The organism is Methylophaga sp. OBS1, from assembly GCF_026319365.1.
On sequence record NZ_JAPDMS010000004.1, the window covers coordinates 108,142 to 132,595 of the forward strand.

At 51.6% G+C, this 24,454-nt stretch carries 20 protein-coding genes and 1 tRNA gene; 1 reads left to right on the forward strand and 20 read right to left on the reverse strand.

What is annotated here, in order from left to right:
• Positions 1–185: 185 nt before the first annotated feature.
• The 7 genes from pnp to rimP form a co-directional block, all read right to left on the reverse strand.
• Positions 186–2,279, reverse strand: a complete 2,094-nt coding sequence (gene pnp / locus OMQ46_RS11905; protein WP_266237201.1) for a polyribonucleotide nucleotidyltransferase — start codon at positions 2,277–2,279, stop codon at positions 186–188.
• A gap of 192 nt (positions 2,280–2,471) precedes the next feature.
• Positions 2,472–2,741: a 30S ribosomal protein S15 gene (gene rpsO / locus OMQ46_RS11910; RefSeq protein ID WP_266237202.1), complete on the reverse strand. Its 270-nt coding sequence runs from the start codon at positions 2,739–2,741 to the stop codon at positions 2,472–2,474.
• Positions 2,742–2,879: 138 nt separating this feature from the next.
• The gene (truB, locus tag OMQ46_RS11915) at positions 2,880–3,803 is read right to left on the reverse strand and encodes a tRNA pseudouridine(55) synthase TruB (RefSeq protein ID WP_266237204.1); all 924 of its coding nucleotides are present in this window, start codon (positions 3,801–3,803) and stop codon (positions 2,880–2,882) included.
• Between the two features lie 13 nt (positions 3,804–3,816).
• Complete coding sequence (gene rbfA / locus OMQ46_RS11920) at positions 3,817–4,194, reverse strand: 30S ribosome-binding factor RbfA (protein WP_266237206.1); 378 nt, start codon at positions 4,192–4,194, stop codon at positions 3,817–3,819.
• Positions 4,194–6,980, reverse strand: coding sequence for a translation initiation factor IF-2 (gene infB / locus OMQ46_RS11925; protein ID WP_266237208.1), 2,787 nt, complete (start codon positions 6,978–6,980; stop codon positions 4,194–4,196). The genes rbfA and infB overlap by 1 nt, the downstream gene beginning before the upstream one ends.
• 3 nt (positions 6,981–6,983) lie before the next feature.
• The gene (gene nusA / locus OMQ46_RS11930) at positions 6,984–8,495 is read right to left on the reverse strand and encodes a transcription termination factor NusA (RefSeq protein WP_266237209.1); all 1,512 of its coding nucleotides are present in this window, start codon (positions 8,493–8,495) and stop codon (positions 6,984–6,986) included.
• Positions 8,496–8,570: 75 nt separating this feature from the next.
• Positions 8,571–9,017 carry a ribosome maturation factor RimP gene (rimP, locus tag OMQ46_RS11935; RefSeq protein ID WP_266237210.1) on the reverse strand — a complete coding sequence of 149 codons (447 nt, stop codon included), beginning with the start codon at positions 9,015–9,017 and terminating at the stop codon, positions 8,571–8,573.
• A 359-nt stretch (positions 9,018–9,376) separates the two neighbouring features.
• Here rimP and OMQ46_RS11940 point away from each other — a divergent pair, with 359 nt between their 5' ends.
• A complete protein-coding gene (locus tag OMQ46_RS11940) occupies positions 9,377–9,754 on the forward strand; it encodes a hypothetical protein (protein ID WP_266237211.1) in 378 nt (125 codons plus the stop codon).
• A gap of 60 nt (positions 9,755–9,814) precedes the next feature.
• On the opposite strand, the gene OMQ46_RS11945 is transcribed toward OMQ46_RS11940, so the two are convergent.
• The 13 genes from OMQ46_RS11945 to rsfS all read right to left on the reverse strand — a co-directional run bounded on the left by OMQ46_RS11945 (position 9,815) and on the right by rsfS (position 24,403).
• A tRNA-Met gene (locus OMQ46_RS11945) sits at positions 9,815–9,891 on the reverse strand.
• 53 nt (positions 9,892–9,944) lie between these two features.
• On the reverse strand, positions 9,945–11,351 hold the full coding sequence (gene ntrC / locus OMQ46_RS11950; protein ID WP_266237213.1) for a nitrogen regulation protein NR(I): 1,407 nt from the start codon (positions 11,349–11,351) through the stop codon (positions 9,945–9,947).
• Positions 11,338–12,414, reverse strand: a complete 1,077-nt coding sequence (gene glnL, locus OMQ46_RS11955) for a nitrogen regulation protein NR(II) (protein ID WP_266237214.1) — start codon at positions 12,412–12,414, stop codon at positions 11,338–11,340. The genes ntrC and glnL overlap by 14 nt, the downstream gene beginning before the upstream one ends.
• 173 nt (positions 12,415–12,587) lie before the next feature.
• Complete coding sequence (locus OMQ46_RS11960; protein ID WP_266237215.1) at positions 12,588–13,256, reverse strand: DUF4124 domain-containing protein; 669 nt, start codon at positions 13,254–13,256, stop codon at positions 12,588–12,590.
• 101 nt (positions 13,257–13,357) lie between these two features.
• Complete coding sequence (glnA, locus tag OMQ46_RS11965; RefSeq protein ID WP_266237216.1) at positions 13,358–14,767, reverse strand: glutamate--ammonia ligase; 1,410 nt, start codon at positions 14,765–14,767, stop codon at positions 13,358–13,360.
• Between the two features lie 177 nt (positions 14,768–14,944).
• The gene (locus tag OMQ46_RS11970; RefSeq protein ID WP_266237217.1) at positions 14,945–15,172 is read right to left on the reverse strand and encodes a sulfurtransferase TusA family protein; all 228 of its coding nucleotides are present in this window, start codon (positions 15,170–15,172) and stop codon (positions 14,945–14,947) included.
• On the reverse strand, positions 15,169–16,221 hold the full coding sequence (locus tag OMQ46_RS11975) for a tRNA (5-methylaminomethyl-2-thiouridylate)-methyltransferase (RefSeq protein ID WP_266237218.1): 1,053 nt from the start codon (positions 16,219–16,221) through the stop codon (positions 15,169–15,171). The genes OMQ46_RS11970 and OMQ46_RS11975 overlap by 4 nt, the downstream gene beginning before the upstream one ends.
• A gap of 11 nt (positions 16,222–16,232) precedes the next feature.
• Positions 16,233–17,675, reverse strand: a complete 1,443-nt coding sequence (gene tldD / locus OMQ46_RS11980; protein ID WP_266237219.1) for a metalloprotease TldD — start codon at positions 17,673–17,675, stop codon at positions 16,233–16,235.
• A gap of 44 nt (positions 17,676–17,719) precedes the next feature.
• Positions 17,720–21,529: a YhdP family protein gene (locus OMQ46_RS11985; RefSeq protein WP_266237221.1), complete on the reverse strand. Its 3,810-nt coding sequence runs from the start codon at positions 21,527–21,529 to the stop codon at positions 17,720–17,722.
• A 7-nt stretch (positions 21,530–21,536) separates the two neighbouring features.
• Positions 21,537–23,009: a ribonuclease G gene (gene rng, locus OMQ46_RS11990; RefSeq protein WP_266237223.1), complete on the reverse strand. Its 1,473-nt coding sequence runs from the start codon at positions 23,007–23,009 to the stop codon at positions 21,537–21,539.
• Positions 22,999–23,583 (reverse strand): Maf family protein, encoded by a 585-nt coding sequence (locus OMQ46_RS11995; RefSeq protein ID WP_266237224.1) that lies wholly within the window; start codon positions 23,581–23,583, stop codon positions 22,999–23,001. The genes rng and OMQ46_RS11995 overlap by 11 nt, the downstream gene beginning before the upstream one ends.
• Positions 23,580–24,050, reverse strand: a complete 471-nt coding sequence (rlmH, locus tag OMQ46_RS12000; protein ID WP_266237225.1) for a 23S rRNA (pseudouridine(1915)-N(3))-methyltransferase RlmH — start codon at positions 24,048–24,050, stop codon at positions 23,580–23,582. Before rlmH ends, OMQ46_RS11995 begins: the two co-directional genes overlap by 4 nt.
• Positions 24,047–24,403, reverse strand: a complete 357-nt coding sequence (rsfS, locus tag OMQ46_RS12005; RefSeq protein WP_266237226.1) for a ribosome silencing factor — start codon at positions 24,401–24,403, stop codon at positions 24,047–24,049. The genes rlmH and rsfS overlap by 4 nt, the downstream gene beginning before the upstream one ends.
• Positions 24,404–24,454: the final 51 nt, after the last annotated feature.

Sequence of the window (24,454 nt, forward strand, 5' to 3'; positions counted from 1 at the left end):
TTATCGGGGATAATAGCTAATATTTTAGATAATTTCTAGATAGTTTTCTGTTTTTTGATAAAGGCTACACTATTTTTCGGAATACTCGGAAACAAAATCAACCTGAACAGGTGGTTTGGACAAAAAAAAGCCCCGGCTGATAAATCAGCCAGGGCTTTGTCAGGATTCGCCTTTTAGGGCATTAATCAGTCTTCAGCGCTTTCATTTACCGCTTTCATGCTCAAACGAATGCGGCCCTGACGGTCCACTTCCAGCACTTTGACTTTGATCATATCGCCTTCGGAGAGCTTGTCACCGACATTCTCAACACGCTCATCAGAGATTTGTGAGATATGCACAAGCCCGTCTTTGCCAGGCAAAATGGTGACGAAAGCACCAAAGTCCATCAGTTTAGCGACACGACCTTCATAGATTTTACCAACTTCAACTTCGGCAGTGATGTCTTCCACCCGACGCAGAGCGGCCTGGCCGGCATCATAATCAGCAGAGAAGATCATCACGGTACCATCGTCCTGAATGTCGATAGTAGCGCCGGTTTCTTCAGTAATCGCACGAATCGTCGCACCACCTTTACCAATTACATCACGGATTTTATCGGCGTTGATTTTCACCGTGATGATACGCGGTGCGAATTTCGACATCTCGGTACGGTGAGTGGAGATCACAGCGTTCATCTTATCGAGGATATGCAGACGACCATCACGGGCCTGGGCCAGTGCAGTGCGCATGATTTCTTCATTGATACCTTCAATCTTGATATCCATCTGCAGTGCCGTGACACCTTTTTCGGTACCGGCGACTTTAAAGTCCATATCACCCAGGTGATCTTCATCACCGAGGATATCGGTCAAAACGGCATAACCATCAGTCTCTTTAATCAGACCCATGGCAATACCGGCAACCGGCGCTTTAATCGGCACACCGGCATCCATCAGTGCCAGACTGGTACCACAGACAGAAGCCATCGAGCTTGAGCCGTTTGATTCGGTGATTTCAGAGACCACACGAACCACGTAAGGGAATTCTTCTGCCGATGGCATGACTGCAGCGATACCACGCTTGGCCAGTTTACCGTGGCCGATTTCACGACGTTTGGGAGAACCGACAAAACCGGTTTCACCGACACAGTATGGCGGGAAGTTATAGTGCAGCATGAAACGGTCACGATACTCACCTTCGACCGCATCAATCATCTGGGCATCTCGCTCAGCGCCCAGTGTAGCAACGACCATAGCCTGGGTTTCACCACGGGTGAACAGGGCTGAGCCATGAACACGTGGCAGCAAAGTGGTTTCGACAAAGATAGGACGGACACTCTTGGTGTCACGACCATCGATACGTGGGTCACCGGCAATGATCTTGCCGCGAACCAATTCTTTTTCCAGTTTGGAAAAGACATTCTTTACCTGATCTTCTGTCAGATCAGATTCTTCAGTGACCAGCGCTTCAACCGCAGCTTGGCGTACATTGCTCAGTTGATCCAGACGCGCCAGTTTGTCACTGATGGCGTAAGCTTCTTTAATGCCTTCGTATGCCTGAGACTTAACCGTGTTGTACAGCGTTTCGTCTTTCTCAGGTGCAGTCCAGTCCCAGGCGGGTTTACCGGCCTCGGCCTGCAGCTCTTTGACCAGATTAATCGCAGTCTGCATTTGCTGATGACCGAACATCACCGAGCCCAGCATCACTTCTTCCGGCAGTTCAGAGGCTTCAGATTCCACCATCAGAACGGCACTTTCGGTACCCGCAACAACCAGATCCAGCGCACTGTTATCCAGTTGGGCTTTGCCCGGGTTCAGTACATACTGACCATCAACATAACCGACACGGGCCGCACCCAGCGGTCCATTGAAAGGAATACCGGATATAGCCAGTGCTGCAGAAGCACCAATCATCGCAGGAATATCAGGATCGATTTCCGGGTCCAGCGCAACGACGGTCGCAATCACCTGAACTTCGTTGAGGAAGCCTTTAGGGAAAAGCGGACGCAGTGGACGGTCAATCAGACGTGAGGTCAGCGTTTCTTTTTCACTGGGGCGACCTTCACGTTTGAAAAAGCCACCCGGGATTTTACCGGCAGCGTAGGTCCGTTCCTGATAGTTAACAGTTAAAGGAAAAAAATCCTGGCCGGGGGAGACGTCTTTTTTACCGACCACAGTTACCAGTACGGAGGTTTCACCAAGGCTGGCAATAACGGCACCGCCAGCCTGACGGGCAATTTTTCCGGTTTCCAGACTAAGCTGGTGCTCACCGAATTGAACTGTCTTCTTTACTGAGTTCACTCTTTTTTCCTTATCTTCTTCATTCTCAATGCCGGACCTGTTCCAGCACTGATTAAAACTGACAAACTTAAACTTAATAAACGAATATGCCCCTGAAACTGCAACAGCTTCAGGGGCATATCTTATATCATCGATCCCAGTCTATTGATGACAGTCTGGGGTCGCTGCATATAATCGGTCACCAGATTCAACTTAGCGACGCAGGCCTAATTCAGCAATCAGGGCACGGTAACGTTCGATATCAGTTTTTCTCAGGTAGTCGAGCATCTTACGACGGCTACTGACCATTTTCAGCAGGCCCTGACGCGAATGGTGATCGTGCGTATTGGTTTTGAAGTGATCCGACAGGTTGTTGATGCGCGCAGTCAACAGGGCAACCTGGACTTCCGCTGAACCTGTATCACCTTCAGAACGTGCGTGTTTGCTGATAATTTCTTTCTTTTGCTGTGCAGAAATAGACATTGAATACTCCAACTTTTTGCAGCCCTATGGCTTGCAGTTAAATTCTGAACTGTTCCAGCCGATCTCAACCAGAACAGCCAACCCTTCAAGAGCTGAGAATTTTACCGACTTTCTCTTTGCTAAACAAGGAGAACGTCATCAAACCGCAGCGACAAACAAACGTTTTGGCTTGACTACTCCATCTGGCGACATTTCACCCAAGCCCATAAATTTTTCATTCTGATCAAATAAGCGGACGTTTGCGCGCTCATAGTCCTGTTCGACCTGAATCGACTGCCCATAACTCAGCGTCCTGCTGGCTGATTCATCAAGATTGATAACCGGCCAGTCCGGCAAGGCATTCTCCGCCGCTTCCAACTGCTCATCGAGCGCGTCAAGTTGGCCGGTTTCGCGGCTTTCCGCCAATTGTTCCAGGCTCACGGCATCACTCAGCGCATAACCGGCTACCCGGGTCCGGCGCAACATGGTGACATGACCACCAGTGCCCAGCTTATGGCTGATATCCTCGACCAGCGTCCGGATATAGGTGCCTTTGCTGCAGCGTACCGACAAGGTAAAACTGTCCTGACTACAATCCAGTAATTCAATCCCGTAAATTGTGATGCGACGGGCCTTACGCTCGACTTCCTTGCCCTGACGAGCCAGTTTGTAAAGCGGTTGACCTTGATATTTCAGGGCTGAAAACATCGGCGGTACCTGATCCTGCTCCCCAATAAAGCCAGTCAGAATCTGTTGTAGCTGTGTTTCATCAAATTCAGGCACCGACTGCTCATCAATGATCTCACCATCAGCATCGCCGCTGTCAGTGGTGATACCCAGCCTGCAGGTGACGGCATATTCCTTGTCCGCATCAAGCAGGTAACCGGATATTTTGGTCGCCTCTCCCAGGCAAATAGGTAAGACGCCACTGGCGAGTGGATCGAGACTACCGGTATGACCGGCTTTTCTGGCGTCAAACAGTCGTTTGACCTGTTGCAGAACATGATTGGAGCTGTGACCGCTGGGTTTGTCTACCACCACAATTCCGGTGATATCGCGGCCTTTTTTGTTTCGTCTTGCCATACACTTGAATGGTTCAGTCGTCTTCCTGACGGTTGGATGCATTGGCACGGGCAATCAACTCATCCATTTTGAAACCGTTTTCCAGGCTTTGGTCATAAACAAACTGCAGTTCGGGAATGTTGCGCAGCTTGACCCGCCCCGCAAGTCCGCGGCGCAGGTAGCCGGCGGCACTGTTGAGCCCTTTCAGACATTCAGCCGCATCCTGTTCCGATTCAAAGCCGTTGAGGCGAGTGACATAAACCTTGGCGTATTTGAGATCGGCGGTGACATCAACATGAGACACTGTCGCCATACCCACCCGGGGATCCGAGACCTCACGCTGAATCATCAGCGCGAGTTCACGCATTATCACTTCGCCAAAACGATTTGTTCGACTGTATTCTCTGGCCATTATAGTGTCGGCTTAACCTCAACCCGTTCGTAGACTTCGATCTGGTCGCCGGGTTTGACGTCTTTGTAGTTCTTCACACCAATACCGCATTCAACGCCGGCATTCACTTCATTAACATCGTCCTTGAAGCGACGCAGTGACTCGAGTTCACCTTCGTAAATCACCACGTTGTCACGCAGTACGCGAATCGGATTATTACGCTTGACGGTGCCTTCCAATACCAGACAACCAGCAATGTCACCGAATTTCGGTGAACGGAACACATCATCAACTCGGGCAAGACCGATGATTTCATCACGGAATACCGGTTCCAGCATGCCGGTCATAGCCTTGGTTACCACATCCAGCAAGTCATAAATGATGCTGAAGTACTGTACATCTAGGCCTTTTTCAGCAATCACCTTGCGTGCGGCGTTATCAGCACGAACATTAAAGCCAATCAAAATCGCATCAGAGGCCGCTGCCAGTTGCGCATCAGTTTCATTGATACCACCGACACCAGAGCCAACTACGCGGACTTTCACCTGATCCGTAGACAGTTTCTGCAGCCCCTGGCTGACGGCTTCAACCGAACCGTGAACATCCCCTTTGATGACCACGTTGAGAGTTTTGACATCGCCCTCTTCCATCTTGTTGAACATGTCATCCAGCTTCGCAGCCTGTTGCTGTGCCATTTTCTGTTCACGCGCTTTGGTATGACGGAAATCGGCAATCTCACGGGCGGTTTTGTCATCCGGTGCTGCCTGCAGTTCATCACCGGCAGCCGGCGTACCTGACAGACCCAGCAACTCTACCGGTGTGGATGGACCCGCCGTGTCGACCTGTTCGCCTTTTTCGTTAAACATGGCGCGTACACGGCCATACTCCTGACCGACTACCACGATATCGCCCTTGTTCAGGGTACCCTGTTGAACCAGTACAGTGACCACTGTTCCGCGGCCTTTATCCAGGCGCGCTTCAATGACAGTACCATGCGCCGGACCTTTTTCAGGTGCTTTCAGCTCCATGATTTCAGCTTGCAGTGAAATGGCTTCCAGCAGATCTTCCACGCCTTCACCCGTCAGTGCCGATACCGGTACAAACTGCACGTCACCACCCCAGTCTTCGGGGATGACTTCGTGGTTAGCCAGTTCCTGCTTGACGCGGTCCGGATTCGCTTCCGGCTTGTCCATTTTGTTAACGGCAACGATAACAATAGACTCTGCTGCTTTGGCGTGTTGAACGGCTTCAATGGTCTGCGGCATGACACCATCGTCTGCTGCGACAACCAGCACAACGATATCCGTGACTTTAGCACCGCGTGAACGCATCTCGGTAAAGGCTGCGTGACCCGGGGTATCCAGGAATGCGATCTCACCGCGACTGGTTTCAACCCGGTAAGCACCGATGTGCTGTGTGATACCACCGGCTTCACCTGAAGTCACCTTGGTGCGGCGGATATAATCGAGCAGTGAAGTTTTACCATGATCGACGTGACCCATGACCGTGACTACCGGTGCCCGGGTAACCGCTTCGCCAAGGTCTTCGTCCGAGACCTGCAGCGCTTCTTCCACTTCATTTTCACGAATCGGTTTGGCGACATGGCCCATTTCTTCGACCACGATGACAGCGGTGTCCTGATCCAGTACCTGATTGATCGTGGCCATGGTACCCAGCCCCATCAGGGCTTTGATAACCTCACCCGCCTTGACTGACATACGCTGTGCCAGATCAGACACGTTGATGGTTTCCGGAACATTAACCTCACGTACCACCGGCGCAGTCGGTTTGGAGAAGCCGTGTTCCTGATCTCTGACTGCAACACGACCTGCTGCCGCCCCTTTTTTCTTCTTGCGGCGACCACCTTTACCTTCGCTAACGTGTAACTCTTTACGCTCAAAGTCATCGTCATCTTCACGGCGACCACCACGGCGGGCAGACTTACCACGCTCATGCTTGGCTTCTGCGTCCTTGGTTTTACGCGCTGCGGCTTTTTGTTCTTTTGCCTGCGCTTCGGCAGCCGCCGCTTTAGCTTCTTCGCGGGCCTTCTCCAGCGCCTCTTCTTCCTCACGGGCTTTACGCTTGGCTTCAAGGGCTTTTTCCGCCTCAATACGGGCCAGATTGGCAGCACGACGCTTGGCGTCAGCCTCTTCCAGCTTTTTATGGGCCAGTTGCGAGGCTGTCAGTTGTTCTTCTTCTTTCTGTTTGCCTTTGGCGGCAGGCTTTTTGGCCTTGGCTTCGGCTTCAATCGCTTTTTGCTCTTCTTCAGCAGCGCGCTGCGCTTCTTCGTTTGCCTTGTTTTCAGCCTCAATGGCAGCAGCGACTTCGGCCGCTTCCTGTTCATCCAGTTGCTGCTTCAGGCGAGCCGCTTCTTCCTGCTTGCGTTTGGTTTCCAGCAGGCGCTGTTCTTCCTGACGCGCTACCTCAGCCGCATGCTCCTCGGCTGCTTTTTGCTTGAGCAAATCTTCAGCGGCAGCATTAGGCTGTTCGGCTTCGCCACGCTTAACGTAAGTACGCTTTTTTCTGACTTCAACACTGACGCTTTTGCCGCCACGTGCCGAGCCACCCAGTTTGATTTCACTGACCGACTTCCGCTTCAGTGTGATCTTTCTTGGCGATGAGGCATCACTGTCATCAGATTTGCCATGGCGCTGCTGCAGAAACTTGAGCAATGTCTGCTTTTGCTCTTCGGTAATCAGATCATCAGGCTTTGAGACGTTAATCCCCGCTTCATTCAGCTGTTCGACCAATCGTTCAGCTGTGATTCCGACTGTGCCAGCCAGGTCTTTAACCCTCATGTCACTCATTGGTTACTCCCCTGCATCTGTTTTTTCGTCTGCAAACCATGACTCTCTGGCTTTCATGATCATTGCTGCAGCTTGCTCTTCGTTCATACCACCGATTTCGACCAGTTCATCTACGGCCAGCTCTGCTAAATCGTCCAGTGTGGTCACTTTGTTACTGGCCAGTGTCAGGGCCAGGTCGCGCGTCATGCCGTCCATATCCAGCAGTTCCTGTGACGGTGCTGCTGATTCCAGTTGTTCTTCGCTGGCAATCGCCCGGGTCAACAGCACATCACGTGCTCGTGAACGCAGTTCGGCAACGATATCTTCGTCAAACTCTTCGATGTCGAGCATTTCCTGCTCCGGCACATAGGCGACTTCTTCCAGAGAAGAGAAGCCTTCCTGAGCCAGAATCAGTGCGACGTCTTCATCCACATCCAGATCCGTCATGAAGGCCTGAATCAACTCACCGATTTCGCTCTCAGCTTTCTGATCAGCTTCGGATGCTGACATAACGTTCAGTTCCCAGCCGGTCAGTTGGCTGGCCAGTCTGACGTTCTGACCACTACGACCGATTGCCTGAGAAAGCTGACCGTCTTCCACCGCAATATCCATGCTGTGGGCATCTTCATCAACGACAATAGACAGTACCTCGGCAGGCGCCATGGCGTTAATGGCAAAACGCGCAGGATCTTCATCCCAGAGGATAATATCGACCCGTTCACCAGCCAGTTCATTGGTGACAGCCTGAACCCGTGAACCACGCATGCCAACACAGGCACCGACCGGATCGATACGGGATTCTTTGGCTTCAACCGCAATCTTGGCTCGCAGCCCCGGATCACGGGCAGCACCTTTAATTTCGATCATGCCATCGCTGATTTCCGGTACTTCCAGCGTGAACAGCTCAATCAACAGTTGCGGTGCAACACGACTGACAATCAGTTGTGGACCACGCCCTTCGGGACGGATTTCTTTCAGATAGCCACGGATGCGGTCACCGGCACGGAAGCTTTCGCGTGGGATCATTTCCTCACGAGGCAGGAAGGCTTCTGCATTACCACCGAGATCCAATGTCACGTTACCGCGGTCAACTCGCTTGACGGTGCCATGAATCATCTGACCGACTTTTTCACGGTACAGATCCACAACCTGCGCACGTTCGGCTTCGCGGACTTTCTGAACAATGACCTGCTTGGCAGTTTGTGCTGCGATACGGCCGAACTCAACCGATTCCATCGGTTCCTGAATGTAGCCACCGACCTCCGCTTCCGGGTCTTTTTTCCTGGCTTCTTCCAGAGTAATCTGGGTTTCTTCGGATTCCAGTTCTTCTTCGTCTTCGACAACTAACCACTGACGGAAAGTCTCATAATTGCCGGTCACGCGATCAATTTTGACAGCGGCATCCAGCGCCATCTCATAACGTTTGCGGGTCGCCATCGCCAACGCGGCTTCAATAGCCTGAAAAATGACTTCCTTGCCCACGCCCTTTTCGTTGGACATGGCATCGACCACCAATAAAATTTCTTTGTTATTCATCACGCCCCCAGTGGATTACGCAGCAAACTAATCCAACCCAGTTTTCTTTTATTAACCGACAATAATACGCTTTTTTCAGGCAACAAGTCTTGCTTTACCCAACTTTGCCAGCGGCAATGCGTAGACTTCGCCATCCACTTCAATCAATATCTCACCGTTTTCAAATCCCTGAAGCACACCTTTAAAATTTCGTCTGCCATTCACCGGCAGTTTCATGCTGATTTTGGCTTCAACACCGGCAAACCGCTCAAAATCACGGGCCTTGAATAAAGGCCGATCAAACCCGGGGGAAGAAACTTCCAGCAAATAGGCTGATCGAATCGGCTCCTCAACATCCAGGATACCGCTCACCTGATGACTGACCCGTTCGCAGTCTTCAATGCTGATACCCTGCTCGGCATCAATATAGATTCGCAGAATCGGGTCCGGCCCGCCTTGGATGTACTCCACACCAACCAGTTCGTAGCCGAGTGTCTCTATAGAAGACTCAATGAGTTGTTCAACCTGATCAGTGATGGCCATCGTTATCGCTTTACTCCAGGAGACAGAATCAAATCTCCAGAAAAACAAAAACCCCTTATAGGGGCCCGGAATCTACAAACATTGTGACGCGGGCGTTGCCAGTCCCGCTCTGCCTCGGTCAGCACGACACTAATCATCGTTAGCTGAGTTACTGACTTCCCAGAAAGCACAGAATAGTAACAAAACAAGCGCTTAACAGCAACAAAAACCGCTGGGACTCAGAGGGCTCACACTCGCACCGACAGGAATAAAACTTGGGAATTAGCAGGATTGTTTCCTTTTTGCGAGATTCAGGCAACTCTACTGATGAAACACCTGTCGTTTTTTGATCTCTGACTCGTTAAATCTGGAGAAACAACGTGATTCGACACTCTCTTATTATGCTTATGCTCGCGCTATCACCGCTGACGCTCGCTCAGGCAGACTCATTAAAAGCTGATAAATTTATCAAGTTCGTGAAAGAGGCTGATGCCGACGCCAGCAGTGACTGTAATCAACGCGGCGGATTACGCGTTTTTATCATCAATGAACATCCCGACCAGATAGTTGATATTCAGCTTGATCGCTATTTTGCAGAAGTCAGGCAACCCGGGCGTTCTATGTTCGCGCTGGAAAATGGTCACAAGCTGCCGCTGGGTTGCGATATCGTCATGGACAGCCCGCAACGCTGGGAACTACTCGATGCTGAATTTATCAGCCGAAACCAGGCTGAAGCACGCTATGGGATGATTTATTAACGCACAACAAAAAAGGCTCAAAACAAGTCAACTTGTTTTGAGCCTTCTGGTAATCAGTGTTGGTAGCGGGGGCCAGATTTGAACTGACGACCTTCGGGTTATGAGCCCGACGAGCTACCAGGCTGCTCCACCCCGCACCTGATTAGACTGCGCATTATACATAGCACCCTATGGCCATGCAAGACGATTTCTAATTTTCTTTTAATTTTCTGGTCAGCGTATTTCTACCCCATCCCAATAGCTTGGCTGCTTCCTGACGCTTACCGGCAGTTTTCTCCAGCGCAACTTCCATCAATAGCTGCTCGATCAATGGCACGACATCAGCCAGTGCGCCCTCCTGACCACTCAGGGCTTTATTCGCAGCCCATTGACGGAATAACTGCTGCCAGTCGCTGCCCTGCCTGTTACCGCTCTCTGCATGCTCAGCAGAGAGTTCCACCGGCAGGTCGTCCATTTGTACAACCTGACCTGGCGACATGACAGTTAACCAGCGGCAGGTATTCTCCAACTGACGAACATTACCGGGCCAGGGTAGTTGCGACAGATAGCTTTCTACCTCTGGTGATACGTTCTTGGTACCCATGTTTAATTCCTTGGCCGCCTTGTTAAGGAAGTAGGCCACCAGTGCCGGAATGTCTTCACGACGCTCCCTGAGAGAAGGAATATGAATTCGGATGACATTGAGACGATGGAATAAGTCCTCCCTGAAATCACCTCGTTCGACCAGTTTTTCCAGATTCTGGTGGGTGGCGGCAATGATACGGACATCGACTTTGACACCACTGTGACCACCAACCCGGAAAAATTCGCCATCTGATAACACTCGCAACAAACGGGTCTGTAGTTCTATCGGCATATCACCGATTTCATCCAGAAACAGGGTGCCACCGTTGGCTTGCTCAAAGCGACCTTTGCGCTGGACATGTGCTCCGGTAAAAGCACCTTTTTCGTGACCGAACAGTTCGGACTCCAGCAACTCCTTGGGGATGGCAGCCATATTCAGTGCAATGAATGGCGACTGGCGTCTCGGGCTATGACGATGCAATGCCTGGGCAACCAATTCTTTACCGGTACCGGATTCACCATTGATCAGCACGGTGATGTTAGAGCGGGCCAAGCGACCTATCGCTCTGAAAACTTCCTGCATGGCCGGTGCTTCACCAACAATCTCGGCACCAAGATTAAAATCCTCTGACGGGCTTTTTTCCTGCTCCCTACTATGTGCCACGGCACGCTGAACCAACTCCACAGCCTCGTCCACATCAAATGGCTTAGGCAGATACTCAAAAGCCCCTCCTTCGTAGACTGAGACGGCGCTGTCCAGGTCTGAATAAGCCGTCATAATGATCACCGGCAGTTCCGGATACCGTTGTTTGATTTCGGAGAGCAGTTGCAGACCGTCGATACCTGGCATGCGGATATCACTAATCAACACATCGGGCGCTTCTTCTCGCCCCTGTTTTAATTCATGTAAAACAACATCGGCTGTTTCAAAGGCGCGAACCGTGATATCTACCGCTTCCAGTGCTTTCTGCAAGACCCATCGTATGGACCGGTCATCGTCGACAATCCAGGCTATCGCTTTAGTGGCGTTCACGTGCTAACTCCAAAGGAAATATAACTGAGAAGATAGTCTGTCCCGGATGGCTATGACACGACACTGTGCCACCATTTCTCTGAACCAGATTCTGTACCAGATACAGTCCCAGACCGGTGCCATCAGCACGTCCGGTAACCAGTGGGTAAAATAGACTATCCTGTAAAGATTTAGGGATGCCGGGGCCGTTGTCTTCAATTTCAACTAAGACGCCCAGACGGTAATACTGTTTTTCAATTGTGATATTGCGCTGAATACGGGTACGCAGGGTAATCAGGCCAACACCGTTCATCGCCTGAACGGCATTGCGAACGATATTGAGAAATATTTGGATCAGTTGATCAAAGTCCGCATAGAGCTCGGGAATACTGGGGTCATAATCAATTTTAAACTTGAGCCGCTCGTCGACTTCGATATCCACCAATTGTCTGACATGCTGCAGAACTTCATGAATATTCGTATCACGCTTTTCAGGATGCTGATTTGGCCCCAGCATACGATTCATCAAATTCTGCAGACGGTCCGCCTCAGTAATGATGATTCTCGTGTATTCCTTCAGATCTTCTGAGTCAAGCTGTCGTTCCAAAAGTTGAGCCGCGCCTCGCAGGCCCCCCAGCGGATTCTTGATCTCGTGAGCCAACCCGCGGACAACCTGTTGCTGGGTATGCAGATTTTCGTCACGGTTGATTCTTTGCTGATAATCAAGCTGGGCCAGTTCCAGGATCAGGTAAGGTTCATCGATATCAAGCATTTTGATCGCACAATCAGCCAGAATCTCACCGCTGGCAGGCAGGAACAGGCGAACCTCACGCTCTATCAGAGCCTGGCCGGTAGAAACCACCCTTCTGAGAGAGTGAATCAGCCGTTTTTCTCCCGGCAACAGTGTTTGCAGCGGGATATGTTCAGCCTGTCGTTGGCTGATTTCGAACAGGATTTCAGTGGCAGTGTTGATATAACAGACGCGCAGAGATGTATCCAGAACCAGAACGGCAGTCGTCAGGTTTTCCAGCACATCATTACTGGCAATGGCATTGTGACTCATTGTGATGGCACTCATGTACATGGTCAGCTGTTAGCAAAAAACGCTCCATTTATGGACGTTTTGCGTAACATAGCTGGTAAGCTGTTGATTGGTGGTAAAACTCACCTGCGCTGTGTAACAGACAAGTAGCTTTACTTCTGATTGCAGAGGCAATATAACACTAAATCACCGCCTCATCGCACCAATAAGGTGCATTAGTTGTTACCCGGAGATGGGCTTGGAGAAGGTGCCGGCGATGGCCTGCCACCAGTGGGTCCCGGTGGTGATACGCCGGTATTTTGAGGTGAACCGCCTGTTGGACCAGGTGGTACCAGGTTGGAATTATTCTGTATTGAACTACGATGCAGTTGAAAACTGACACTCGCTGAGCTAGCCAGCGTATTTCCACTATCATCAACAATCAAGGCGAAAAGCGAATATGAGCCACGACTCAGATTGTTCAGCTGAAGTGTTGTGGACTGCTGCGGTTCAGATACCGCCTGACCATTGAGTTCGACAGCGATTCGGTGACCGCGCTCGACATCAAGTGCTGGCTCTACAATCATGCTAACAGTGACATCACCATTGTTAACCCAGATGCTTTCACCATCGGCAGGCGATGCGATACGAATCTGATAGTCGGGAATGTCGGCCTCGGTATCAGAGCCTGGTTGGTCATCACCCGGTGTTAACTTCAACAAATCATCTGTCTCAGCATCCTGCTGAATCGGGGTGTAGGTTGTTGTCGGCGGCAGTTCAACTTTTTCAGAACCCGGCTTAGGCTCATCAGTGAACACAACATTACCGTTATCATCCACCCAACGGTAAATCTCCGCATGAACAGGAAGCAAAAAAAACAGCAGTAGCAGCGTAGTCGCTCTCATAAATTGAAGAATAGGACGAAGCAAGCCGCGGCGCAACTGTCAGGCATAAAAAAAGCGTCCCGGGGGACGCTTTTTTTGTTGTCGAAACAGACTCGAGTGAATTAAACGCTGTAGTACAGGTCGTATTCAGCCGGGTGAGTTTCCATACGCAGACGCGTCACTTCTTCCATCTTCAGCGCGATGTAACCGTCGATCATGTCGTCGGTGAATACACCACCTTCAGTCAGGAAGGCGCGGTCGGCATCAAGCGCTTCCAGCGCCATATCCAGAGAGTGGCATACGGTTGGAATTTCTGCTGCTTCTTCGGCTGGCAGGTCGTACAAGTCTTTGTCCATGGCATCGCCAGGGTGGATCTTGTTCTTGATACCGTCAAGACCAGCCATCAGCATGGCAGAGAATGCCAGGTATGGGTTGGCAGACGGATCAGGGAAGCGAACTTCGATACGACGTGCTTTCGGATTGCTGACGTATGGAATACGGATAGAAGCTGAACGGTTACGGGCTGAGTAAGCCAGCATAACAGGAGCTTCAAAACCCGGAACCAGACGTTTGTAGCTGTTGGTAGAAGAGTTAGTGAACGCGTTCAGGGCGCGGGCATGTTTGATGATACCGCCGATATAGTACAGCGCAGTTTCAGACAGGCCACCGTATTTGTTACCGGAGAACAGGTTTTCACTACCTTTAGAAATAGATTGGTGGACGTGCATACCACTACCGTTATCACCCACCAGTGGTTTTGGCATGAAAGTCGCTGTTTTGCCATAAGCATGAGCCACGTTATGAACAACGTATTTCAGGATTTGCACTTCGTCCGCTTTTTTCACCAGGGTGTTGAATTTAACACCGATTTCGCACTGACCGGCAGTCGCGACTTCGTGGTGATGAACTTCAGTCACCAGACCCATTTCTTCCATGGTCAGACACATGGCAGAACGGATGTCTTGCAGTGAGTCAACGGGAGGAACCGGGAAGTAACCACCTTTTACTTTAGGACGGTGACCCATGTTGCCATCCGGGAAGACTTTTTCAGTGTTCCATGAAGATTCATCAGAATCCACTTTGTAGAAAGAACCTGAAATATCGCTGCCCCAGCGAACGTCATCCAGAATAAAGAATTCTGGTTCTGGACCGAAGAAAGCAGTATCAGCCAGACCGGTTGATTCCAGATACGCTTCAGCACGTTTAGCCACACTGCGTGGGTCACGTTCGTAGCCTTGCATGGTGGCAGGCTCAACGATGTCACAACGAATGATCAGCGTGTTGTCATCCATGAACGGGTCCATGACCGCAGTTTCAGGATCCGGCATCAGAATCATGTCTGATTCATTAATGCCTTTCCAACCGGCAACAGAAGAGCCGTCGAACATTGCGCCTTCTGTGAAGGTATCTTCATCAATAGAATGCGCTGGATAAGAAACGTGTTGCTCTTTACCACGCGTATCGGTGAAACGGAAGTCAACGAATTTGACGTCCTCATCTTTGATCATTTGAAGCACATTTTCGACAGACATTTAACTTCTCCAATTTTTAGAAACTGCACATTGCGTTGTGCAAAAAAACTCGCGACATAGTACAGCAGAAATCAAGCCAACTTTCACTGTTACGATAAATCAACCATTTAGGTGCAACTGCACCTTACGATAGCACTGTTATGGTGCACAAAAACAGGCTTATGGATCATTTTGGTGCTATGCACCAACACGAACCGTAATTCGAATCTCATCTTCGTCCTGAACGGTCTCGATCACACTGTGACCATTGATACGGGCCCAGGCTGGAATATCATTTAATGCGCCGGGGTCAGTGCAAATAACCTCAACTTCATCACCAACCTGCATGCCTGCCACCTGGTTCTGCGTCTTGATCACAGGCATCGGGCAGAGCATGCGTCGTGCATCCAGTTGCTGACGGCTCATACGTACCACTCCTGCAGCACTTCTTCAGCACTGAGCGGCGCCGTCTTCACCTGCTGCCTTTGCTGATCGGGTGTGGCAATATCGAGTTCCACTTCATCCGCCGTCCGACCCTTACCGAAACGCGCCACTATCGCGGCAGCGAGTGGATATTGGTCCTGTTTGAGTTCGCCGTCAACCAGTGCCATCGGTCCGTTGTGACTGAGCGCATGGATACTGGTGTATTGCTTGCGATAGCCTTCCAGAAATTTACTTTCGCCGGCATCACGCGCGATGATAAGTTTGAATTTATCATTCGGCCGGATGTGACGACCAACCTTGAGCAACATGATGTCATCAAGCTCATAGTCACGGCTGTTACGCGCCTGCCATAAATCAACCAGTTTATCGGAATAGCTCTTGTCGGTCAGGAAGCAACAGCCACCGGCCGGAGAAGCAAAATCATGAAGGCCGAACTGTTTGGCCAGCGCGATTTGTGGTTTACGGTTACGGCCATGAAAGTCATAGAGTTTTTCACGATCCACCCAGCCTTCCCGCTCGGGCTTTGTCTCAGGAAGATTTTTCGCACACAGTGGCCTGAGTAGCAAATCATCGGCACCCGATTCTTCAGAAATGATGGGCATGGTGAATTTACGCTGCGACATGGGCCGCTGACCAATTACTTCACCGGTGACGATAAAATCGAAACCGTCCTTGTGGTGCTGTTTAACCCACTCAACCGCTTTACCCACCATGAAAATTTTACAGTCAAGGCAGGGATTCATATTGGCGCCGTAACCGTGTTTAGGATTGAGCAGCACATCCTTGTATTCTTCAATCACATCGACAATATGGAGTTTGATGCCGAGTTGTTCAGCGACCCACAGTGCATTATTCCGCTTCTGTTTTTCTTTGTCGTGATTGCGAATCGCATGCGTGTGGCCCTCGACACAGAAACCGGTGTAGAAATTGATACCCTCAACTTCAATCCCCTGTTCCTGCAGTACACGGACTGCCAGCATGGAATCCAGGCCGCCGGAAATCAGGGCGACTGCTTTGTGTTGCTTTGTCATATGTTTTAAATCTAAGCTGTTCCGCCCACGGTTAGGGCATCGACTTTTAAGGTGGGCTGTCCGACACCGACCGGGACGCTCTGACCTTCTTTACCACAGTTACCGACGCCGCTGTCGAGTTCCAGATCGTCGGCAACCATCGAAATACGCTGCATGACTTCAGGGCCATTACCAATCAGCGTGGCGCCTTTCACCGGCGTCGTGATTTTGCCGTTTTCAATCAGGTAGGCTTCGCTGGTTGAAAACACAAATTTGCCGGAAGTAATGTCGACCTGACCGCCACCGAAGTTAACGGCATAAATACCCCTGTCCACCGACGCGATAACTTCTTCCGGCTTACGGTCACCGGGCAGCATATAAGTGTTAGTCATGCGCGGCATCGGCAGATGCGCATAAGATTCACGGCGGCCGTTACCGGTACTTTTGGTACCCATCAGACGTGCATTATGCTTATCCTGCATGTAGCCAACCAGACGCCCCTTCTCAATCAATGTGGTGTACTGACTGGCTTCACCTTCATCATCAATGTTCAGCGAACCACGTCTGAATTCAAGGGTGCCGTCATCAACGACAGTACACAGAGGCGAAGCGACCATTTCACCCATTTTTCCGGAGAAAGTCGAGGTGCCACGACGGTTAAAATCACCTTCCAGGCCATGACCCACCGCTTCATGCAACAGTACGCCAGGCCAGCCACTACCAAGCACCACCGGCATGGTACCCGCTGGCGCAGCCACCGCTTCCAGGTTAACCAGGGCGATCCTCACTGCTTCCCGGGCATAAGCCTGGGCCAGATTGTTGTCACGGAAATAGCGATAATCCATTCTGCGGCCGCCACCGGCACTACCGCGCTCACGGCGTCCATTGCTCTCGACGATGACGCTGACATTCATCCGGATTAATGGCCGTATATCACTACTGTAGGTCCCGTCACTGGCAGCAATCAAGACGCTGTCGAGCTCACCGGCCAGACTGACGTTAACCTGCTTGACACGGGAATCGGCTCTGCGCGCCGCGGCGTCAGCTTCATGCAGCAGCGCCAGTTTTTCTTCCACGCTCAGCGCCAGTATCGGGTCCTGACTGGCATATAACACGGGCGTGGTCTGACGTTTCCAGACCGCCACTGACTGCTCCTGCCCCTGCCGGGAAATCGCCTGAGCCGCACTCGCCGCCTGTTGCAAGGCCGGTAAGACCAGGTCATCAGAATAGGCAAAACCGGTTTTCTCACCGCTGCAGGCACGCACACCGACGCCCTGCTCCAGATGGTAGCCACCATCCTTGATGATGCCATCTTCGAGTAACCAGCTTTCCTGACGGGACTGCTGAAAATACAAATCAGCATAATCAACGCCGCCGGTCATGGTGGAAGCCAGCGCATTCTCCAGGTCCTGCTCGGTCAGGCCGGCTGGCAGTAGCAGTTGCTGTTGGACTTGTTCGGAAATAGATGCTTTCATCAACTCAAGAATTGCCGTCGCTTTAAACTTAATATGATAGCAGATTAAGGGATGGACTGGCCCGGTTCCGCCTTAGGTCCCAACACATTGAGGCGAGGGTCATTCCAGGGACCAGTCAATTGATAGCTGTAGCTGATAAGGTCAACAATTTCGCGATCAAAAACCTGTCCGGCAATTTTATCGAACAACAGGATAGCCGTTCCCACACCCAGCCCTACCGGCCCACCGGCCACGGCACCGGCGAGGGGTAAGGTAGAAGACACTTTCGGGGTAACCTTCACGGTCTGGTCATACGTTTTGGCCACCATATCGATTGGACCCGCGACTTCAATCAAGGCCGAATCCCCCTGCATAGTCAGGTTATCGGTGCGGGCAATTCCATTACTGAACTGGAATTGGCCGTTGATGGCACTGAAATCAAAGCCCTTGCCGAACAGATCACTGAAGTCCAGTGACAAGCGGCGTGGGATGGCAGCAATACTCAACAGGCCGAAAATGCGACCGGCCGCCCCCGGCTCGACTTCAATCAGACTGCCACGACCCACAGACAAATCCAGCTCACCCTGCATGCTGGCGAGTGAGAAAGCGGTAGGGTCGCCGGGCCAGTTGAGTTTGCTATTGAGCTGTACCTGTCTCGCTTCAATGACTCCCTGATAACCGTAATAGGTCAGTAAGGCTCTCAGGTCGTCACTTGAGGCGACCACCTCAAACTCACTGCGGTTATTGGCCGCCGATTGAGCCCAGCTTCCCGTCAATGAGGCCTGTAAAACCGGTGAGGTGAGACTGGCCGATTCCACTTGCCAGGTTTCGGCAATACGGTTGGCCCGCAAACTCAGTTGCCCCAGGCGCACCCCATTGAGTTCAAACTCGGTGATATCCAGCCTCACTGGTGGCCAGAGTTCAGCCGTCCCAGTCACGGCAGCAGATTCATCTGTCTCAGGCAGCAGCAGATTCAAATGATCCAAAGCCACGACCAGCGGACGCTCATTACTCACCGAAGTGGGTAAGCTGATCCTGCCTTTAATTTGCGATGAATCCAGAGAGAGCGTCCATTGTCCTCGGGTCTGACTCGCTGAAAGCTGGAGCGCAGTCAAAGTCTGCTCGGCAACCGCCAGTTCATCAATCGTAAGATCGACCGCATCGAGCATGGTATTTTCAGTATTCAGTTCTGCTCGCTCGGCTTGCCAGTCCATCCAGGCATTGAGATCCAGTTTTGTCAGACGGCCGCCTATCACCAAGCCTTCTGCCTGTGACACTGCAGAATCGCCACCCAGCATGATTTGCCCTGTCGGCTTGCCCTTGTCGACAGTCAAAGCAGTATTGAGCCAATTATCCAGACTGAAGCGGTAAACAGTCTGCCCGTCAGTCTCGATCTGCAGCTCCGCAGCCTGGCGTTGCCTGGCTCTTTTGCCCAGGGGCGCCGGGGTATCAATGCTGACACCGAGGAGATCACTTTTGATGTTAACTGCCACATCAAACTGCCCTTCCACGGGTTCTTCAATCATCAACTGAGCACGGTAATCCGTCTCACCAGTGATAAAGTCAGGGATCTGCTGCGGCCAGAGGCTACGTAAATCGTTTAGCGATGCACTGCCATTGAGTTCTACCCGGGTCTGCTCCGAAGTCGGTATCACGTCGACTGTCACCGGCTGTTTGAACGCGACCGCCGTGATCGTCTCAGCATCCACCCCTTCATTGCTGAAATTGAGCTGGCCGTTAATCTGACTGATAGTGAGTTCCGGCAATGCACTGGCTTGAAGCTCACTGTCAGCAAAGGTGACATAACCCGTTGCTTCCGTGTCATCGGGATTGACCAGCGGCACCATCAGGTTCAGCTTGATATCGCTCTTGCCTCGCACCTCGATCCAGTCAGTGACTGAGCCAAAGCGTTTTTTCAAAGGGCTGTTCTGCAGGAATGACAGCGCATTCGCCGTCGAACCGGTCAGCATGCCATCGACTCGGAGAATGGGATTAGGTCTGACCAGATTAGAGATCGTCGTGGTGACATCGCGGAAAGAAAATCCGGCAATGCTGCCCGTCTGACTCTGAATCAGCAGGTTGTTGCCCTGACCACTGATAGTGCCGTCTACAGCGATAAGGTCGGGCCAGCCCTCAGCATAATGGAGTCGGGTATTTTCGACCTGTAACTGCATATCGAAGCTGCCTTTGTCCGGGGCTTCATCAAAGGGAAATGCAGTTGGATCGCCTTTCAGTTCGACATAGCCAGAACGGATAACCCCCTCTTTAAAGGCCTCTCTGGACCATATTTCAAAATCTTCCGGTATCAGTGACGTGGGTAGGTAAGCACGCCAACGATTATTCTGTACATCCTGGAGCTCCAGTCGCAGGTCGGTATCCGTCTCGCCATTTTGATGATTGACACGGCCGTTGAGGCTGAGATTCAGATCATCATTCCACAGATTCAGCCGCTCCGCAGAGATGTGCCAGTTTTCCTGCTGGTAGTGCCAGCTGACCTCGCCGGTCATTGATTCCAGATAAACCGTTTCATCCAGCCAGCTATCGGCGTAAAGGGTGGTTTGATGGCTATTCAGGCGTAACTCGCCCTGATTCTGCTGCCAGCTCAGTGAAAAACTCAAGTCGTTGGCACCGGGATAATCCTGCCAGGGCAAAATAGCCAGTCCTTCAGCACGGAGATCCAGTGCCTGGACACCACTATCCGGTTGATAACGGGCGCTGAGTGCATGGATATCACCCGCCGGCTTGGTCTCTACCAGCCAGGCAGGCATATCCCGCATCAACAATGCCACAGCAGTGAGGTCACTCAGCCGGAGATAATCCGCACTGGCATCCAGTTGCCCCCCCTGGTGACGCTGCAGATTGAACGCCGTGACGGGCCAGGCATCACCTGCCATCCGAATCTGCACTGCTTCAGCATCAAGCATCCAGTTGGCAGCCTGTTGTGAAAAACGGAACCGGCCCTGCAATTGTTCCAGAGCGACCTGATCAAATTCTTCAGCTGTTTTTTCACTGCCCAGCGTGATGTCGCTGACAGTGGTATCCAGTCTGGCCGTTAGCTCGCCCAGATCATTCTGACTGGCACTGATAGTGCCTGAGAACAGACCTTCTACGACTTTCATGCCATTCAGTGGCATTCCTTTCATTGCCGGAGCCAATGACAAATCATCCGTCTGCAACTCAAACGCCCATGCTGTGAGCGCGTAACGGTCATCAATTTCAGCCTCGCCGTTCAGCGTGACCCCGGTCCCGAGGGATTGGGGCAGCAGGATATCGGCATTCGCCTGCCACTGACGACCGGCAAACTGTAGTTCCAGCCACTGCAATTGATAGGCACCAGACAATGTGGGCTGTTTTCTGTCCTGATAGTCTACAGCGATGCCACTGAGTTCAAGTTGCTTGAGCCAGCTGAACCAGCGAATCACTTCATCCAGACTGGTCCTCGCCTGGTTCTGACGCCCGGCCTCCAGGCCGGTGAGCCGGATCTTGCCCTCAAGGTTACGCTCTAGCTTGAGTCGTGCCTGACGGATACTGGCATCAGCCACGACCGGTTCGCCACTGGTGAGCGTTTGCAGCAGATCCAGACTCAGATAGACCTGTTCCGCAGTCAGAATCGGGGTATCACTGTCTTTCTGTCTGACTTTGACCTGCCGCACTTCCAGCTTGGGAATCAGATCAAACCAGTAAAGACCGGCCGAATCAATACTGACCGGGTAACCGGTTTTCTGACTGGCCCAGGTCGCGATTTCATCTTTTCGTTCCGCCACTTCCTCCGACAGCCACATCGCAGCTATCAGCCCCAGCAGGCCGAGAACCGTTACCACCACCAGCAGATAAAACAGCTGTCGGCTGGCTATATGAAGGCTTTTTAATAACATTCAGCGCCTACATCAAAACCACGTTGAACTGTTCACGCCCGTATTGGGCCTCGCACTGGAACAGAATCGGTTTGCCAATGAGTTGCTCCAGTTCGGCAACCTTGGTGGAATCTTCGTCATTGAGCCGATCGATAATATCCTGCGACGCCAGAATCAGAAACTGTTTGGTTTCATACTGACGGGCTTCGCGCATGATTTCACGGAAGATTTCATTACAAACTGTTTCCACATTCTTGGTGTACCCCTTGCCTTCACAACAGGGACAGGGCTCGCAAAGAATATGGCCCAGACTCTCTCTGGTCCGTTTGCGGGTCATTTCCACCAGCCCCAATTCTGAAACAGCACTGATGTTATGTCGTGCCCGATCCAGCGACATGGCCTTTTCCAGAGCTCTCAATACCTGCTCACGGTGACTGATTTCTTCCATATCGATAAAGTCGATAATGATAATACCGCCCAGATTACGCACGCGGAGTTGACGTGCGATGGCGTGAGCCGCCTCAAGATTGGTTTTGAAGATAGTTTCTTCCAGGTTTTTGTGGCCGACAAAGCCCCCGGTATTCACGTCAACCGTGGTCATCGCCTCGGTCTGGTCAAAAATCAGATAGCCTCCGGATTTCAGCAAAACCTTGCGCTGCAGCGCTTTCTGGATTTCATCCTCAACCCCGAAAAGATCAAACAGAGGTAAATCACCATCATAATGTTCCAGTCTGGCAGCGCATTCGGGCATAAAACCCTCGGCAAAATGCACCGCTTTATGGAATACATCTTCCGCGTCAATCCGGATCCGCTCGATATCGGCATTAAACAGATCACGCAAGGCCCGCATCGCCAACGGGAGATCTTCATGGAGCGGCTCGCCACAGTTGACGGTCTGTTTGCGCTCTTCCAGTTTGCCCCAGAGTCGATAAAGAAACTTGAGATCAGCCTCCAGTTCAGCTTCTGACACGCCCTCTGCCGCAGTGCGCAGGATATAACCGCCGGTGCCCGGATCCAGCAGACTGATCAGGCAGTTCTTGAGCCGCTCGCGCTCTTCCTCGGTTTCGATTTTAAGCGAGACGCCAATACCTTCGGTTTCAGGCATATATACGAGATAACGCGAAGAGACGGATAATTGCGTTGTCAGGCGTGCGCCTTTGGTCCCCATCGGATCTTTAATCACCTGCACCAGGATTTCCTGCCCCTCTCTCAGCAGACTACTGATGGTGGGCTCAACATTCGGCGCTTCTTTCAAATCACCTGTCTGGCCCTTGGGAATAGAAATATCTGAAACATGCAGAAAAGCGGCGCGTGGCAGGCCAATATCGACAAAAGCCGCCTGCATACCGGGTAACACCCGACAAACCTTGCCTTTGTAGATATTTCCCACCAGTCCCCGGTATTCACTACGCTCGATAAAAACTTCCTGTAGGACGCCGTTTTCTACGACCGCGGCACGCGTCTCACTGGGCGTAATATTGATCAGAATTTCACTGCTCATCGGCTTTCCAATGCTTTAAAAGTTGTCCAGTTTCCCTGACAGGCAGCCCCATAATGCCGGAATAACTGCCCCGAATGGTTTCAATGAAGATCGCAGCCAAGCCTTGTATCGCGTAACTACCGGCCTTATCCCGGCCTTCACCGGTCTGGATATACCAGTCAATCTCTGCCTCTGACATTGAGGCAAAGCGAACCTCACTGAGGCTGATTGCTGTTTCCAGCTTTTCCTCTGAAGCCAGTGCCACAGCGGTCATCACCTGATGGGCCTGTCCAGACAGCATTTTTAACATACGCCGGGCATCGTCGTCATTGACCGGTTTACCAAAAATTGTCTTCTGCACAACCACCGCTGTATCCGCCGCCAGCACCGGTCTGCTGGTATTCGAATCACGCATTGGGAGAGCAGCCAGCGCCTTATTGATCGCGATACGCCTAACATAAGCTTGCGCAGATTCGCCGGGCTGCACAGACTCATCAACATCGGGCACAATCACAGCGAAGTCGACTGCCATCTGACTGAGAAGTTCACGCCGCCGAGGCGATCCTGAGGCAAGGTAAATAGCAGGAAAAATCATGCGCGATGATAGGGATGATTCTGCAGGATAGTCCAGGCCCGGTAGAGTTGCTCAGCAAGCACAATACGCACCAGTGGGTGAGGCAGGGTCAACGGTGACAGAGACCACTTTTGATCAGCACGCTGCAGACAGCTGGAATCGAGTCCGTCCGGACCACCGACCAGCAGCGTCACATCACGGCCGTCACTGAGCCAGGACTGCATCTGTTGAGAAAGTGACTGGGTGCTCCAGCTTTTGCCATCGACTTCCAGTGCAATCACATAGTGATTATCCGGAATCGCTGACAAAATCCGTACCGCTTCATCTTTCTTCCACTGCTCAGCTTGTGCGGTTTTGCCACGTTTGGCCGGCGTGATTTCCTGCAATTGCAGGGTACATTCCCGCGGCAGGCGGCGACTGTATTCTTCGAATCCCTGTGTCACCCAGTCCGGCATTTTATTGCCAACCGCGACCAGGTTGATTTTCATTCCTTGTCAGCCGACAGCTTTTCGCTTTGTTCGGGCACACTCCAGAGCTTTTCCAGATTGTAGGTCAGACGGGTTTGCGGGGTCATGATATGCGTGATCACATCGCCCAGATCCACCAGCGCCCATTCCCCGACGGTTTCCCCTTCGACACCAAGAGGCTGGACACCGGCAGCTTTAGCCTGCATCACAACCTCATTGGCCAGTGCCTTAACCTGGCGGCTGGATTTACCGGTAGCAATAATCATCAAATCGGTGACATCGGTCATCTCGGTGACATCCAGAACCTGAATATCTTCCGCCTTGATATCCTCAAGTGCGTTGATAACCAGTGATTTGAGTTCTTCAGCCTGCATTGGGCTCTCCGTATTCGTCAAAGTTAATAATAGTGTAACGCAAGGTTGCCG

Bases quoted from the DNA above. Each gene is read 5' to 3' on its own strand.
- rlmH (WP_266237225.1), bottom strand. From the start codon at position 24,050: ATGAAAATCAACCTGGTCGCGGTTGGCAATAAAATGCCGGACTGGGTG.
- OMQ46_RS11960 (WP_266237215.1), bottom strand. From the start codon at position 13,256: ATGAGAGCGACTACGCTGCTACTGCTGTTTTTTTTGCTTCCTGTTCAT.
- glnL (WP_266237214.1), bottom strand. From the start codon at position 12,414: ATGTACATGAGTGCCATCACAATGAGTCACAATGCCATTGCCAGTAAT.
- rbfA (WP_266237206.1), bottom strand. From the start codon at position 4,194: ATGGCCAGAGAATACAGTCGAACAAATCGTTTTGGCGAAGTGATAATG.
- rpsO (WP_266237202.1), bottom strand. From the start codon at position 2,741: ATGTCTATTTCTGCACAGCAAAAGAAAGAAATTATCAGCAAACACGCA.
- OMQ46_RS11985 (WP_266237221.1), bottom strand. From the start codon at position 21,529: ATGTTATTAAAAAGCCTTCATATAGCCAGCCGACAGCTGTTTTATCTG.
- glnA (WP_266237216.1), bottom strand. From the start codon at position 14,767: ATGTCTGTCGAAAATGTGCTTCAAATGATCAAAGATGAGGACGTCAAA.
- rng (WP_266237223.1), bottom strand. From the start codon at position 23,009: ATGAGCAGTGAAATTCTGATCAATATTACGCCCAGTGAGACGCGTGCC.
- tldD (WP_266237219.1), bottom strand. From the start codon at position 17,675: ATGAAAGCATCTATTTCCGAACAAGTCCAACAGCAACTGCTACTGCCA.
- rimP (WP_266237210.1), bottom strand. From the start codon at position 9,017: ATGGCCATCACTGATCAGGTTGAACAACTCATTGAGTCTTCTATAGAG.
- OMQ46_RS11970 (WP_266237217.1), bottom strand. From the start codon at position 15,172: ATGAGCCGTCAGCAACTGGATGCACGACGCATGCTCTGCCCGATGCCT.
- nusA (WP_266237209.1), bottom strand. From the start codon at position 8,495: ATGAATAACAAAGAAATTTTATTGGTGGTCGATGCCATGTCCAACGAA.
- OMQ46_RS11975 (WP_266237218.1), bottom strand. From the start codon at position 16,221: ATGACAAAGCAACACAAAGCAGTCGCCCTGATTTCCGGCGGCCTGGAT.
- OMQ46_RS11995 (WP_266237224.1), bottom strand. From the start codon at position 23,583: ATGATTTTTCCTGCTATTTACCTTGCCTCAGGATCGCCTCGGCGGCGT.
- rsfS (WP_266237226.1), bottom strand. From the start codon at position 24,403: ATGCAGGCTGAAGAACTCAAATCACTGGTTATCAACGCACTTGAGGAT.
- truB (WP_266237204.1), bottom strand. From the start codon at position 3,803: ATGGCAAGACGAAACAAAAAAGGCCGCGATATCACCGGAATTGTGGTG.
- infB (WP_266237208.1), bottom strand. From the start codon at position 6,980: ATGAGTGACATGAGGGTTAAAGACCTGGCTGGCACAGTCGGAATCACA.